This window comes from Brevundimonas sp. EAKA (genome assembly GCF_000698025.1).
Classification (GTDB): domain Bacteria; phylum Pseudomonadota; class Alphaproteobacteria; order Caulobacterales; family Caulobacteraceae; genus Brevundimonas; species Brevundimonas mediterranea_A.
This window is the reverse complement of record NZ_JMQR01000001.1, coordinates 27,974-40,604: the sequence shown is the minus strand read 5'-3', so window position 1 is coordinate 40,604 and position 12,631 is coordinate 27,974. Positions and strand designations below refer to the sequence as shown.

Here is a 12,631-nt window from a genome sequence, read left to right as displayed (position 1 = left end):
TCCACCATCCCCGCCGATCAATCGCACGTCAGCCGCGCTCGACCGGAAGGCCCGCCGACTTCCAGGCCCCGAGTCCGCCCGCCAGGTGCGTATCGATCGCAGCCTGGGCCTTGGCGCAGCGTTCCAGCGCCATGCCCGACCGCTTTCCGCCCGCGCATTGCAGGACGACCGTCTTTCCGTCCGCCTGGGGAAGGCGCGCGGGGTCGAAGGACGAGAGCGGCAGGTTCACGGCGCCTGCGATATGCTCGGCGGCGAACTCGCCCGCTTCCCGCACATCGACCAGCAGGACCTGATCCTGGGCGAGCATGGTTTTAAGATCGGCCGGGCCGATCTCCCGATGGGCCTTGGGCTTTCCAAATCCGAACATTTTCGACCTCCATGGACCCGCCGAACGCGGTGTCATACTTTTATTATTGTGTATATCATGTAATCATTATATTCGGTCAAGCACATAAGGGCGATGGAAACGCCTTCTGGAGGGAAACATGGCCAAGCCCAAGATTGTGATCATCGGCGCCGGACTGGGCGGCACAATCGCCGCCTATGAGATAAGAGCGGCCGTCAAGGGGCGCGCCGAGGTGATGATGATCGCCGAGTCGGAGACTTATTCTTTCGTTCCATCAAACCCTTGGGTCGCTGTCCGCTGGCGGGAGCCGGAGGAGATTCAGGTTCATCTGCCGCCGATTTTCGCCCGCAAGAAGATCGGCTTCACGGCGGTGGGGGCGAAACGGCTTCACGCTGCAGAAAAAAGGGTCGAGCTGAACAACGGCGACAGTGTCGATTACGATTATCTCGTAATTGCGACAGGCCCCGATCTGGCCTTCGATGAAATCGAAGGGCTGGGGCCGGATGGCTACACGGTGTCCGTCTGCCAGACGTCGCACGCCTCGCACGCCGCCAACATGTTCGACGCCTATGTGGAGAACCCCGGCCCCATCGTCGTCGGCGCGGTTCAGGGCGCGTCCTGCTACGGCCCGGCCTATGAGTTCGCGCTGATCCTGGATACCGAGCTGCGACGGCGCAAGATCCGGGATCGGGCGCCGATGACCTTCGTCACCGCCGAGCCCTATATCGGCCACCTCGGCCTCGACGGCGTCGGGGACACCAAGTCCCTGATGGAAAGCAAGCTGCGCGAGCGGCACATCAAGTGGATCACCAACGCCCGTGTCGCCAAGGTCGAGCCGGGCCTGATGCACGTCGAGGAGATCGCCGAGGACGGCGCTGTCGCCAAGACCCATCAACTGCCCTTCGGCTATTCGATGATGCTGCCGGCGTTCCGAGGCGTGCCTGCGGTCCGCGACATCCCGGGCCTGACCAATCCGCGCGGCTTCATCCTGATCGACAAGCATCAGCGCAATCCCGCCTTCCCGGAGATCTTCGCTCTGGGCGTCTGTGTCGCCATCGCCCCGACCGGCCCGACGCCTGTTCCCGTTGGGGTGCCCAAGACCGGTTTCATGATCGAAAGCATGGTCACCGCCGTCGCCGCCAATCTGGCCGCCCTGATCGCTGGCGAGACGCCCGAGGCCGAGGCGACCTGGAACGCCGTCTGTCTGGCGGACTTCGGGGACGGCGGCGTCGCCTTCGTGGCCCAGCCGCAGATCCCGCCGCGCAACGTCAACTGGGCCGCGAGCGGCAAATGGGTCCACCTGGCCAAGGTCGGCTTCGAGAAATATTTCCTGCGCAAGGTGCGCAGGGGCGAAAGCGAACCCTCCTACGAGCGGCTGGCGATGCACATCATGGGCATCCGCAAGCTTCGCATGTGACCCCCTCCCTCTAAATCTGGAGCCTACCGATGAACCTTGATCGTGCTGTCGTGATCTTCGCCGGATGCGTCGTGCTGGCGGGCGTGGCCTTGTCCTACGCCGTCCATCCCTGGTGGATCGCCCTGACCGTCTTCGCAGGGCTGAACATGATCCAGTCCGGTTTCACCGGCTTCTGCCCGGCGGCCATGGTGTTCAAGGCGCTGGGTCTGCGTCCGGGGAACGCCTTCCGATGAGCCTGCGCCACGCTGCGCCCTGGGCCTTGGTCCTGTTCCTGGCCGCACCCGGTCTGGCGCAGGCGACGACGCTGGAGGAGGCCATCGCCGCCGCTATCGCCCATGCGCCCGAAATCGCCGAGGCCGACGCCGGCGCCGACGCCGCGAAAGGCCGGTTGCAGCAGGCGCGCTCAGCGCGAGCGCCTTCGCTGAGCCTCAGCGGGACGGTCGGTCAGGGCCGGCTTGATCCGAAGGCGTTCTTCGGTCTGGGCGCGGCGGACGTCACGCCTCGGGCGGCCCAGTTGACGCTCGAACAGCCCCTGTTCACCGGGGGACGCGCGGCGGCGGGGATCGCGCAAGCGCGCGCAGGCATGGCTGCAGCCGAGGCCGGCGGCGACGCCGTTCAGGGGCAGGTCGTCCTGGCGGTGGTTCAGGCCTATGGCGATATGCTCGCCGCCAGCGACGTGTTGAGGCTGTATCGCGAGCTGGCGGGCCAGACGGTGGAAATCGAGCGACAGGCGCGCGAGCGCTTCCGGACCGGCGAAACCCCCAGCACCGACGTCGCCCAGGCCGCGTCGCGCGCCGCCGAGGCCCGCGCCGACCTGGCCCGCGCGGAGGGAATGCAGGTTTCCGCCCGCGCCCGTTACCGCAATCTGACCGGCCTCGAGCCGGTTGATCTGCAACCGATTCCACCCAATCCGCCTCTGCCCGGCTCACTCGACGATGCGATGGCGATCGCCATGGGCGGCAGCCCCGCCCTGCGTCAGGCGCGGGCCGATCTCGAGGCGGCCGAGGCCGCCGCCCGCGCCGCGCGCGGCGAACGCCTGCCGACCGTCAGCGCCTTCGTCGAGGCGGGCTCGGTTCGTGACCAGTTCTTTCCGGACTATCGCGCCGACAGCGCGACCGTGGGAATCCGCGGCCGCTGGACTCTGTTCAGCGGCGGCCTGACGTCCGGCAAGATCGCCGAGACCAGCGCCGATGTCCGCGCCGCCTCCGCCCGGCTGCGCGCCGCCCGCATGGGCCTGGAGGAACAGGTTCTCGCCGCCTGGCAGGACATTCACACCGCCGAACTGGTGGCCCAGGCGTCCGACGAACAAAGCGCGGCCGCGGTCCAGGCCCTGGCCAGCGTTCGACATGAAGTCCGCGTCGGACTGAAACCCCAGATCGACCTGCTGAACGCCGAGCGCGAAGCCACGGCCGCCGCCGCTGCCGCCACCCAGGCCAGGACCGCCCGGATCGTCGCCGCCTATCGCCTGAAGAGCCTGATCGGATCAGCTTTGGGTTAGGGGGCGACAGGGCTCCGACGGATGGTGGTCGTGGAGGCGTTTCGGCGGGCGGCGCGTCAGATCGCGGAGCCCGAGTTCTGCAAGACGGTTCATGCCGACTGCTTTTCCCGCTTCTGCGAACGTGTCTGCTGGACGAAGGGGGCGAGTGTTCCTATGATCCGCTCCGGCCGCAGGCTCTTTTTCTGCGGGAATTTCGCGTGGGTTTTGACGACGTGCTGAACAAGATTTTCGCCTGGTGGAACGGGGCCACGATCGGCACCCTCTTCACGATCGCCAAGCGCGGCCGTTTCGTCGGGACCGACGAGATCGGCAACAAATATTACGAGGCCAAGGACAACTCGAGCTACGACGGCCGCAAGCGCCGCTGGGTCGTGTACGAAGGCTATGCCGACGCGTCCAAGGTGCCGGCCGATTGGCACGGCTGGCTGCGCTACACCTTCGACCTGCCGCCCACCGAGGCGCCTCTGCCGCGCCGCGCGTGGGAGAAGGATCACCTGCCGAATTTCACCGGCACCCCGATGGCCTGGCGTCCGCAAGGCTCTTTGGCCGCCGAGGCCAAACGCCCCGCCGCGACCGGCGACTATCAGGCCTGGACGCCCGAGTGAGACCGAATCGGCTCCTGCTGGGCGGGGCGGCCGTCGTCGCGGCGCTCAGCGCCGGGGCGGTGACCGCCAGCGTCCTTCAGGACTCGCCGCGCGAGGCCCGTCCGGTCCAGGATCCCATCGGCGACATCCTGCGCACCACGCCGGCCCAACCCGCCAATGCGCCGACCGAGACCGCCCCGGCCGCCGCACCCGCGCCCCGGACGCCGGTGGCGGTGACGCCGCCGCCCTCCGTCGTCATCGCCGAGGATGAGGCCGTCGCGGAAAAGGCCGAGGAAGAAGCCGCCTCCGAAAAGCCGGTGGTCGAAAAGGCCATCGAACAGCCGGCCACGCCCGCTCGCCGCCAGCGGCGCAAGTTCGCCGTCATCCAGGCTATCGACAAGACCACAGCCGAGACCATGAAGTTCGAGGTCGAAGTCGGCGGCCGTCCGGTCCGCTTCAACCGCAACCTGATCTTCAGCGTCCGAGCCTGCGAAGTCTCGACGCCTGACGAACTGACCGAAGACGCTATCGCCTACGTCGATGTCTCGCTGCAATCGCGCGGCGCCAACCAGCCGGCCGAACCGCGCCAGATCTACCGCGGCTGGATGTTCGCCTCGTCCCCGGCCGTCAGCGGGCTTCAGAATCCCAATTACGACGCCTGGGTGGTGGGCTGTAAGAACTAGACCGTCGCCATGGAGGGCGAGATGAACCGACAAAGACCGCCGAAAAAGAGCGAAACGGTCGAGGTTCGCCTGCCCTATGTGACCAAGACGGCCTTTATGAGCCGGTGCCGCGCCGAAGGCCGCACGGCCAGCGACGCGATCCGCAGCTTCATAGAGGCCGAGCTCGACCGATCCGCTGAAGCCCGGCCGTCGGTTGGCATGGGATGGCGTCCGCTGCTGGCCGCCGCCGTGGCCGGCCTGGCGCTGGGGGCGGCGGCCGCGCCTTCGCTGGCCCAGTCCGTCGCGCCGAGCAAAGCCGACTTCGACCGCCTGGACCGCAACCATGACGGCGTGATCCGCTTCGACGAGTTTCGCGCCCGCTAGCGGACAGGGGCCAGGAACCGACCCCACTGAAGGTTCAGCCAGGTCCAGGGCTTGAACAGGCCGGCGCCGGGTTTCCAGGACGCCACGACGATCTCGGCCCGACCGACGATATTCGCGGCCGGCAGCAGGCCGACGCCGATGGCGGACGGCCAGCGGCTGTCCAGCGAGTTGTCGCGATTATCGCCCATCATGAAATACTGACCCGCTGGGACCCGATAGACCGACGTGTCGTCGCCGGCCTGATCGGGGCCGCCGTCGTAGGTGACATAGGTCTTGCCGCCGGCCAGGGTTTCGCGGACTTCCAGCACGCTCCGCTGGGGCGCGTCATGGTCGCGGACGATGCTCTGCCGGGTCTGGTCTATGGCGCGGCCGTTCACGAAGACCTGTCCGGCCCGGACCTGAACCCTATCGCCGGGCAGGCCGATCACCCGTTTGATCCAGACCTGTTCCGGATCACGCGGCAGGCGGAAGACGACGACGTCGCCCCGCGCCGCCGGCCGCTCGAACAGGCGGCCCCTCCAGACCGGAAGGTTGAAGGGCAGGGAGGCCCGGCTCCAGCCATAGGCGTATTTGGACACGACGATATAGTCGCCGGTGACCAGGCCGGGCTCCATCGAGGACGAGGGAATGGTGAAGGGCTGAAACAGCAGAATCCGGATCAAGCTCGCCAGGACCAGGGCGCCGAGCAGGACGCTCCCAATTTCGCGGGCTTCATTCAGGGCGGAGGTCGGGGGCGATGGGGTCTTGGGCATGGGCCCAACAAGGCGCCGCATTCTCGGGCAAGCCAGCCCGGCCTTGTCCGGACACCGCGCCCATCTTGTCCGGACAGGGCTTCAGGCCGGTCTTAAGGCCCAGTCCACCGCCTCGGCCCCCGTCATCGGCGCGATCAGGACGGTCTCGTCCACCGTCCCCTTCAACGCGGGTTTCAGCCGTCGCAGATAGGCCGCCTGGGGCGTCTCCACTGCGCCGAACTGGCTGAGGTGCTCGGTCAGGAACTGGGCGTCCAGCAGGGTCCAGCCGCCTTTTCTCAGGCGCGCGACCAGATGGACCAGGGCCACCTTGGAGGCGTCGCGTTCGCGGCTGAACATGCTCTCGCCGAAGAAGGCGCCGCCCAGGGAGACGCCGTACAAGCCGCCGACCAGCCGCTCGTCCTTCCAGCATTCGACGGAATGGACGAAGCCCTGGGCGAACAGGGCGGCGTACAGGCGGCGGATCGGGGCGTTGATCCAGGTCTCCTCGCGCTCGGGCCCCTGGGCCGCCGCGCAGCCGTCCAGCACCGCCTCGAAGGCGGTATCGACCCGCACCTCGAACGGTTCGTTGCGCACGGTGCGGCGCAGGCGTGTGGGGATATGGAAGGCGTCCAGGGGTATGACGCCCCTCTGCTCCGGCTCGATGATGAAGACGCGCGGATCGTCGCGCGACTCGGCCATCGGGAACACGCCCCGGGCGTAGCACCCCAGCAGGTCCTCGGGGCCGAAGCCGTCGGAAGGCCCGCGGGCGCTGAAGTCCGGCTCGGTCATGGGGCGGGGCGGACCTGGTCGGCGGTGACGCGGTTGGCGGGGACGCGTCCGGCCTCGATCTCGGTCAGGCCCGACAGGGTGGTCACGGCGATGGCTGTCAGCGCTTCTTCGGTCAGGAAGGCCTGGTGGCCGGTGACCAGGACATTGGGGAAGGTCAGCAGGCGTTGGAATACATCGTCCTGAATGATCTCGTTCGACAGGTCCTCGAAGAACAGGTCGCCTTCCTGCTCATAGACGTCCAGGGCGACGCCGCCGACACGATGGTTCTTCAGCGCGTCGATCAGGGCCTGGGTGTCGATCAGGGCGCCCCGGCTGGTGTTGACGATCATCACCCGCGGCCGCGCCGCCGCCAGGGTCGGGCCGTCGATCAGATGGCGCGTCTCGGGCGTCAGCGGGCAGTGCAGGCTGATGATGTCGGACTGGCGCAGCAGGGTCTCGCGGTCCACGTAGCGGACGCCGATCTGGGTCAGGGCCGCGTCCTCGACCACATCATGGGCCAGCACCTCGCAGCCGAAGCCCAGCTTCAGCGCCCGCGCGACCAGGGCGCCGATTCTGCCCGTGCCGACGACGCCGGCCGTCCGCCCCGACAGGTTGCGGCCGATCAGGCCGTCCAGGGCGAAGTTGTTCTCGCGCACCCGGGCCGAGGCGCGGGGGATGTTGCGGTTCATCGCCAGCAGCAGGCCCAGGGTGAACTCCGCCACCGCCTCGGGCGAATAGGCCGGCACGCGGATGACGGTCAGGCCCAGGCTTTCGGCGGCGCGCAGATCGACATTGTTGTAGCCGGCGCAGCGCAGGGCCACGGCGCGCACCCCGCCTTGCGCCAGCCGGGTCAGGGCGGCGGCGTCCAGCCGATCGTTGACGAAGACGCAGACGGCGTCGAAACCGTCGGCCAGCGGCGCGGTGGTCTCGTCCAGCCTCGCCTCTAACCAGCTCAGGTCGTGACCGAACTCGGCGTTGGCCAGATCGAGGAACCGGCGGTCATAGGCCTTGGTCGCAAAGACCGCGATACGCATGGGCCGGTTCCTCTGATCAAGCCAGCGTCAGGCGTCGCCCTTCTGACGGGCGGCCCACTTCTCCAGCCAGTGGATGTCATAGTCGCCGGACAGGATGTCGGGCTCCTGCAACAGCTTCTGGAACAGGGGGATGGTGGTGTCGACGCCGCCGATGACGATCTCGTTCAGCGAGCGCTTCAGGCGCGCAATGGCCTCTTCACGGTCGCGGCCGTGGACGATCAGCTTGCCGATCAGGCTGTCGTAATAGGGCGGGATCGAATAGCCGGCGTAGATGGCGCTATCCAGACGCACGCCCAGGCCGCCGGGGGCGTGGAAGTCGGTGATCTTGCCCGGCGAGGGGGTGAAGGTCTCGGGGTTCTCGGCGTTGATCCGCACCTCGATGGCGTGGCCTTTGAACTCGATGTCCTCCTGGGTGAAGGACAGCGGCAAGCCGGCGGCGATCCGAACCTGTTCGCGGACCAGATCGACGCCGGTGATCATTTCCGTAACCGGATGCTCGACTTGCAGCCGGGTGTTCATCTCGATGAAGAAGAACTCGCCATCCTCCCACAGGAATTCGATGGTGCCGACGCCCAGATAGCCGATGGCGGCGATGGCCTTGTTGACCGTCTCGCCGATCTGCTTGCGACCCTCGGCCGACAGGGCGGGCGAGGGGGCCTCTTCCAGCACCTTCTGGTGACGGCGTTGCAGCGAGCAGTCGCGTTCGCCCAGGTGGACGACATTGCCGTGGCTGTCGGCAATGACCTGGATCTCGATGTGGCGCGGCTTCTGGAGATAGCGCTCCATATAGACGGCGCCGTTGCCGAAGGCGGCCTTGGCCTCGGACTGGGCGGTCTGCACCGCCTCCACGAGATCATCAGCCGTCAGGGCCACCTTCATGCCGCGTCCGCCGCCGCCCGCCGCCGCCTTGACGATCAGGGGGAAGCCGATGGACTTGGACGCCTCGATCGCCGCCTCGACGGTCTCGACCTCGCCCTTGGAGCCGGGGACCACGGGGATGCCGGCGTCCATGACGGTCTGTTTGGCGCTGATCTTGTCGCCCATGACCCGGATATGTTCGGGCTTGGGACCGATGAAGGTCATGCCGTGGGCTTCGACGATCTCGGCGAAGCGGGCGTTCTCGGACAGGAAGCCGTAACCGGGGTGGATCGCCTGGGCGCCGGTGATTTCGGCCGCCGCGATGATCGACGGGATGTTCAGATACGACTTGGCCGCCGAGGCGGGGCCGATGCAGACGCTCTCGTCGGCCAGCCGCACCCACATGGCGCCGCGGTCGGCTTCCGAGTGCACGGCGACGGTGGAGATGCCCATCTCCTTGCACGCCCGGTGGATGCGCAGGGCGATCTCGCCGCGGTTGGCGATCAGGACTTTGGTGAACATCAGGGCGCCTTAGGCTTCCAGCAGGACGAGGGGCTCGCCGAACTCGACCGGCTGGGCGTCGCCGACCAGGATCTCGGCCACGACGCCGTCGCGGGGCGCCTGGATCGGGTTCATGGTCTTCATGGCCTCGACGATCAGCAGGGTCTGGCCCTTCTTGACCTTGTCGCCCGGCTGCACGAAGGGCGGCGCTTCGGGCGAGGCCTGCAGATAGGCGGTGCCGACCATCGGCGACTTCACCTCTTCGCCGGCGCGGGCGACGATGGTGGCCGGGTCCGACGGCATGGAGACCGGAGCGGCGGCGGCGGCCACGGGCGCGGCGGCGGGCGCAGGGGCGGCGGCGTACTGGACCGGGGCGGCGTGCATGGTGATTTCGCGGGCCACGCGGATGCGCAGCTCGCCGCGCTCGACCTCGACCTCGGTCAGGTCGGTTTCGTTCAGGATCTCGGCCAGCTGGCGAACCAGGGCGGCGTCGATCTCGGCGTGTTTCTTGTCATCGGCCATTGGGGTGCGCCTTTGTCTTTCGTCTTGGAATGCGAACGGGTCGGCCCTCAGGCGCGTTCCCGAACCTTGGTGAGAGCCGCCTGGACGGCCAGTTCATAGCCGACCGCGCCGAAACCGGCGATGACGCCGGTCGCCGCGGACGACACATAGGAGTGATGACGGAACGCCTCGCGCGCCGCCGGATTGGACAGATGAAGCTCGATCACCGGGATCGACAACGTCTTCAATGCGTCGTGCAGGGCGACCGACGTGTGGCCATAGGCCGCCGGATTGATGATCAGGGCTTGCGCGCTCTCACGCGCCTCCTGGATCCAGTCGACCAGGACGCCTTCGTGGTTGGTCTGACGGAACACGATCCGGGCGTCGCCCGCCGCCGTCACGCAGCGCTGTTCGATGTCCGCGAGGGTGTCGCGACCATAGATTTCCGGCTCCCTCACCCCGAGAAGGTTGAGATTGGGGCCGTTCAGCACATAGATGACGGACGTGTCGGACATCGGTTCTCGAATCGAGGCTCCGGAATCGGGCGACCTCTGACGGTTCAGGGGCGGCCTTGTAGCTTAGGCGCGGCGCGGGTCAAAGCGCAGCGTGGAAACGGGTTGACCTAACGTCATGCGCATTCAAGTCAACGGTGATCAACGCGAAGTCTACGCCGCGACCATATTGGACCTGGTCCAGGAACTGGCGCTGGACCCTCGCAAGGTGGCGGTCGAGCGTAATCTGGAGATCGTGCCCCGGTCGCTCTACGCCGTCACCGCCCTGGCCGAGGGGGACCGGATCGAACTGGTCCAGTTCGTCGGCGGGGGGTGATCAGACCTTGAGGACGGGGCCGGGGTAGAAGGCGATCTGCCGGTCGGCCGTCAGCAGTCGCATGCCTTCGGCCATGGCCTGGGCGATAAGCAGCCGGTCGAACGGGTCGCGGTGGATCAGCGGCAATCCTGCCAGTTCCAGCGCGTGCAGGCTGGTCACCGGAATTTCCTCATAACCCGCGTCCAGCAACTGGCGGCGGAACACCAGGGCGTCCACGTTGAAGTCAGGTCGCTTCAGGCCATGCTTGACTACGACCTCCCAGATATTGACCGCGCTGAACACCAGTTGATTGTCGGGATCGGCCATCAAGGCTTCCGCCTTGGCGGGAAGTCGTTTGCGATCCTCCGACGCCCAGAGCAGCAGGTGGGTGTCGATCAACAGCCTCATTGGCCGTCGCCGCCCTCGTGAACGCCTTCGCCATAGAACATCGCCTCGATTTCGGCCTGACCCATGGTGTCGAAGTCGTCGGGGATTTTCATCTGGCCGCGCATGAAACCGAACCGACGCGAAGTGTCGATCGGCGTCTCTTCGATGGGGACCAGTTTGGCGATGGGCTTGCCCGCCTTGGCGATGGTGATGGTTTCACCCTTGGCCGCACGGTCCAGCAGGCGCGACAGGTGGGTCTTGGCCTCGTGGACGTTGACCGTTTCCATGCGTCGCTCCGGGTGAACTTAGTCCACTTAGTTTAGTCCTTTGGGGGCCATCTCGCAACGCGGCGTGATCGATCCGCCCTTTCGCATCGGGCGCGACAGGACTAGGTCACCACCCATGACCGATACAGCCCCCGAAACCTGGTCCGTCGCCGGCCGCACCTTTACCTCGCGCCTGATCGTGGGCACCGGCAAATACGCCGACTACGCCCAGAACGCCGCCGCCGCCGAGGCGGCGGGCGCCGAGATCGTGACCGTGGCCGTGCGCCGGGTGAATCTGACCGATCCGAACCAGCCGATGCTGGTCGACTATGTGAAGCCGGACCGGTTCACCTTCCTGCCCAACACCGCCGGCTGTTTCACCGGCGAGGACGCGGTGCGCACCCTGCGCCTGGCGCGCGAGGCGGGGGGATGGAGCCTGGTCAAGCTGGAGGTGCTGTCCAACACCGCCCATCTGTATCCCGACATGATCGAGACGCTGCGGGCGCTGGACCTGCTGATCAAGGACGGGTTTGACGTCATGGTCTATTGCACCGACGACGTGGTCATGGCCAAGCGGCTGGAAGACGCCGGCGCCGCCGCCATCATGCCGGCCGCCGCCCCGATCGGCTCAGGCCTGGGCATCCAGAACGAGGTCAATGTCCGCCTCATCGTCGAACAGGCCAAGGTGCCGGTTCTGGTGGACGCCGGCGTGGGCACGGCCTCGGACGCGACCCGGGCGATGGAACTGGGCTGCGACGCCGTGCTGATGAACACCGCAATCGCCGGGGCCAAGGATCCGATCCGCATGGCGCGGGCGATGAAGCATGCGGTGATCGCGGGGCGTGACGCCTATCTGGCGGGGCGGATGCCGAAGCGGATGTATGCGGATCCGTCCTCGCCGCTGGCGGGTTTGATTTAGGGAACTTCATAGACCCTCTCCCGCTTGCGGGAGAGGTGTCGCGTCGATCGGCGAAGCCGATCCAGCGACGGAGAGGGAAGTCTCGTCCAGAAGAAGACTTCCCCCATCGTCAGGCGTGTCGCTACGCGCCACGACCTGACACTTCCCCCGCAAGCGGGGGAAGATCGCGGGCGCCAGACCCTACCACCCCAGCGCCGCCTCGCCCCGCAGGATCGCCTCGGCCTCGGGCGTGTGTTTGGCCCCTGAGCGGTCGTGCAGCACCAGGGGCGGAAGCAGGCGCAGGGGGGCCTTGCCGGTCTTGATCGCCTGGACCAGCACGCGTTTGGCCGGCTCGTCGGCGAAGGGCTGGATCGGGCGGATGGCGAAGGAGCCGGCCTTTTCGCCCAGCAGGGTCAGCAGGTCCGCCAGACGGTCGGCGCGGTGGATGATCACGATCCGGCCGCCCTCGCGCACCGCTTTCAGCAGCAGGCCGGTCCAGGCGGACAGGCCGTCGTCGGCCATCCAGGCACCCTGTTTGCCGGGCGCCGGGGCGCGCAGGGCGCCGGGGTCGTCGAAGAAGGGCGGGTTCGACACGGCCCAGTCGAACGGGGGCAGGTCCAAAGGACGGAACCCGTCGGCCACGTCGCCGTCGAGAATCCTGATTCGATCAGCAGAATGATTCAGGTCGGCGTTCTCGCGCGCGAGGCCGGCGGCGACCGAATCGCGCTCCAGCCCGGTCAGCGAAACTCCGGCATGACGGGCCGCGATCTGCATCAGCACGGCCCCGGCGCCGCAGCCCGCCTCGAACAGGCGGTCGCCAGAACGGGGAGCGACGGCGGCGGCCAACAAGGCTGCATCCATGCCCGCCCGATAGCCGCGTGCGGGCTGACGCAGGCGGACACGCCCGTCCAGAAGAGCGTTCTCGACGACATCCGGGGCGGCGGGAGCCATGTCCAAGCCTCAATCTCCTTGACCCTCCGTGGGCCTAT

Annotated in this window: 18 protein-coding genes; 8 read left to right on the top strand and 10 right to left on the bottom strand. The window is 67.4% G+C overall.

The window, feature by feature from the left end:
- Positions 1-28 precede the first annotated feature (28 nt).
- A complete protein-coding gene (locus tag ER13_RS00210) occupies positions 29-367 on the bottom strand; it encodes a rhodanese-like domain-containing protein (protein ID WP_008261203.1) in 339 nt (112 codons plus the stop codon).
- Between the two features lie 118 nt (positions 368-485).
- Here ER13_RS00210 and ER13_RS00205 point away from each other — a divergent pair, with 118 nt between their 5' ends.
- From ER13_RS00205 to ER13_RS00175, 6 genes are all read left to right on the top strand, one after another.
- Positions 486-1,763 (top strand): NAD(P)/FAD-dependent oxidoreductase, encoded by a 1,278-nt coding sequence (locus tag ER13_RS00205; RefSeq protein WP_035305103.1) that lies wholly within the window; start codon positions 486-488, stop codon positions 1,761-1,763.
- Positions 1,764-1,792: 29 nt separating this feature from the next.
- Positions 1,793-1,996: a DUF2892 domain-containing protein gene (locus ER13_RS00200; protein WP_008259227.1), complete on the top strand. Its 204-nt coding sequence runs from the start codon at positions 1,793-1,795 to the stop codon at positions 1,994-1,996.
- A complete protein-coding gene (locus tag ER13_RS00195; protein ID WP_008258841.1) occupies positions 1,993-3,261 on the top strand; it encodes a TolC family protein in 1,269 nt (422 codons plus the stop codon). The genes ER13_RS00200 and ER13_RS00195 overlap by 4 nt, the downstream gene beginning before the upstream one ends.
- Positions 3,262-3,473: 212 nt before the next feature.
- On the top strand, positions 3,474-3,866 hold the full coding sequence (locus ER13_RS00185) for an NADH:ubiquinone oxidoreductase subunit NDUFA12 (protein ID WP_035305092.1): 393 nt from the start codon (positions 3,474-3,476) through the stop codon (positions 3,864-3,866).
- On the top strand, positions 3,863-4,528 hold the full coding sequence (locus ER13_RS00180; protein ID WP_008260685.1) for a DUF2155 domain-containing protein: 666 nt from the start codon (positions 3,863-3,865) through the stop codon (positions 4,526-4,528). Before ER13_RS00185 ends, ER13_RS00180 begins: the two co-directional genes overlap by 4 nt.
- Positions 4,529-4,549: 21 nt before the next feature.
- Positions 4,550-4,891, top strand: coding sequence for a hypothetical protein (locus tag ER13_RS00175; protein WP_035305262.1), 342 nt, complete (start codon positions 4,550-4,552; stop codon positions 4,889-4,891).
- On the opposite strand, the gene lepB is transcribed toward ER13_RS00175, so the two are convergent.
- The 6 genes from lepB to aroQ form a co-directional block, all read right to left on the bottom strand.
- Positions 4,888-5,643: a signal peptidase I gene (lepB, locus tag ER13_RS00170; RefSeq protein WP_008261214.1), complete on the bottom strand. Its 756-nt coding sequence runs from the start codon at positions 5,641-5,643 to the stop codon at positions 4,888-4,890. The two genes, ER13_RS00175 and lepB, sit on opposite strands and share 4 nt — an antisense overlap.
- An 81-nt stretch (positions 5,644-5,724) precedes the next feature.
- Entirely contained in the window at positions 5,725-6,411 is a 687-nt protein-coding gene (gene aat, locus ER13_RS00165; protein ID WP_052004625.1) for a leucyl/phenylalanyl-tRNA--protein transferase, read from the bottom strand.
- Positions 6,408-7,424, bottom strand: a complete 1,017-nt coding sequence (locus ER13_RS00160) for a 2-hydroxyacid dehydrogenase (RefSeq protein WP_035305087.1) — start codon at positions 7,422-7,424, stop codon at positions 6,408-6,410. Before ER13_RS00160 ends, aat begins: the two co-directional genes overlap by 4 nt.
- Before the next feature lie 27 nt (positions 7,425-7,451).
- The gene (gene accC / locus ER13_RS00155; protein ID WP_035305084.1) at positions 7,452-8,804 is read right to left on the bottom strand and encodes an acetyl-CoA carboxylase biotin carboxylase subunit; all 1,353 of its coding nucleotides are present in this window, start codon (positions 8,802-8,804) and stop codon (positions 7,452-7,454) included.
- Positions 8,805-8,813: 9 nt separating this feature from the next.
- The gene (accB, locus tag ER13_RS00150; protein ID WP_035305082.1) at positions 8,814-9,305 is read right to left on the bottom strand and encodes an acetyl-CoA carboxylase biotin carboxyl carrier protein; all 492 of its coding nucleotides are present in this window, start codon (positions 9,303-9,305) and stop codon (positions 8,814-8,816) included.
- Positions 9,306-9,352: 47 nt separating this feature from the next.
- On the bottom strand, positions 9,353-9,799 hold the full coding sequence (gene aroQ, locus ER13_RS00145) for a type II 3-dehydroquinate dehydratase (protein ID WP_035305081.1): 447 nt from the start codon (positions 9,797-9,799) through the stop codon (positions 9,353-9,355).
- A 115-nt stretch (positions 9,800-9,914) separates the two neighbouring features.
- On the opposite strand from aroQ, the gene thiS reads away from it, so the two are divergent.
- Entirely contained in the window at positions 9,915-10,112 is a 198-nt protein-coding gene (gene thiS, locus ER13_RS00140) for a sulfur carrier protein ThiS (RefSeq protein ID WP_035305079.1), read from the top strand.
- Here thiS and ER13_RS00135 read toward each other — a convergent pair whose 3' ends face one another.
- Together ER13_RS00135 and ER13_RS00130 are read right to left on the bottom strand one after the other, a co-directional pair.
- Positions 10,113-10,490, bottom strand: a complete 378-nt coding sequence (locus ER13_RS00135) for a type II toxin-antitoxin system VapC family toxin (RefSeq protein ID WP_231492408.1) — start codon at positions 10,488-10,490, stop codon at positions 10,113-10,115.
- A gap of 5 nt (positions 10,491-10,495) precedes the next feature.
- Positions 10,496-10,765, bottom strand: a complete 270-nt coding sequence (locus ER13_RS00130; RefSeq protein WP_035305073.1) for a type II toxin-antitoxin system Phd/YefM family antitoxin — start codon at positions 10,763-10,765, stop codon at positions 10,496-10,498.
- A gap of 115 nt (positions 10,766-10,880) precedes the next feature.
- On the opposite strand from ER13_RS00130, the gene ER13_RS00125 reads away from it, so the two are divergent.
- A complete protein-coding gene (locus ER13_RS00125; RefSeq protein ID WP_035305070.1) occupies positions 10,881-11,663 on the top strand; it encodes a HisA/HisF-related TIM barrel protein in 783 nt (260 codons plus the stop codon).
- A 180-nt stretch (positions 11,664-11,843) separates the two neighbouring features.
- Here ER13_RS00125 and ER13_RS00120 read toward each other — a convergent pair whose 3' ends face one another.
- Positions 11,844-12,593 carry a tRNA1(Val) (adenine(37)-N6)-methyltransferase gene (locus tag ER13_RS00120; protein WP_035305257.1) on the bottom strand — a complete coding sequence of 250 codons (750 nt, stop codon included), beginning with the start codon at positions 12,591-12,593 and terminating at the stop codon, positions 11,844-11,846.
- Positions 12,594-12,631 lie beyond the last annotated feature (38 nt).